General features: G+C 51.9%; 1 protein-coding gene. It reads left to right on the top strand.

Annotated elements, in window-relative coordinates:
* Positions 1-237, top strand: a 237-nt coding sequence (locus JUJ53_RS23840; RefSeq protein WP_204154557.1) for a cadherin repeat domain-containing protein, incomplete at both ends; no start/stop codon positions are given.

The following is a 237-nucleotide window of genomic DNA, read 5'->3' as shown; positions in this document are numbered from 1 at the left end:
CTGACGATACCAACAGTGAAGGCAATGGACTTTCCTACAGCCTCAGCGGCGGCGATGACCAAGCCTTCTTTGACATCAATGCCACAACCGGTGCCCTATCCTTCCTCAACGCCCCTGATTTTGAAACTCCCCTTGATGATGGAAGCAACAATACCTATGCCGTTGAAGTAACTGTTACGGATGCTGGGGGGCTGAGTACCGCGCAACTGCTCACCATTACCGTCACGAATGTCAATG

Source organism: Leptolyngbya sp. CCY15150, from assembly GCF_016888135.1.
Taxonomy (GTDB): Bacteria; Cyanobacteriota; Cyanobacteriia; order RECH01; family RECH01; genus RECH01.
Note: the sequence above shows the minus strand (reverse complement) of the source record. Positions and strands in the feature narration are given on the sequence as shown.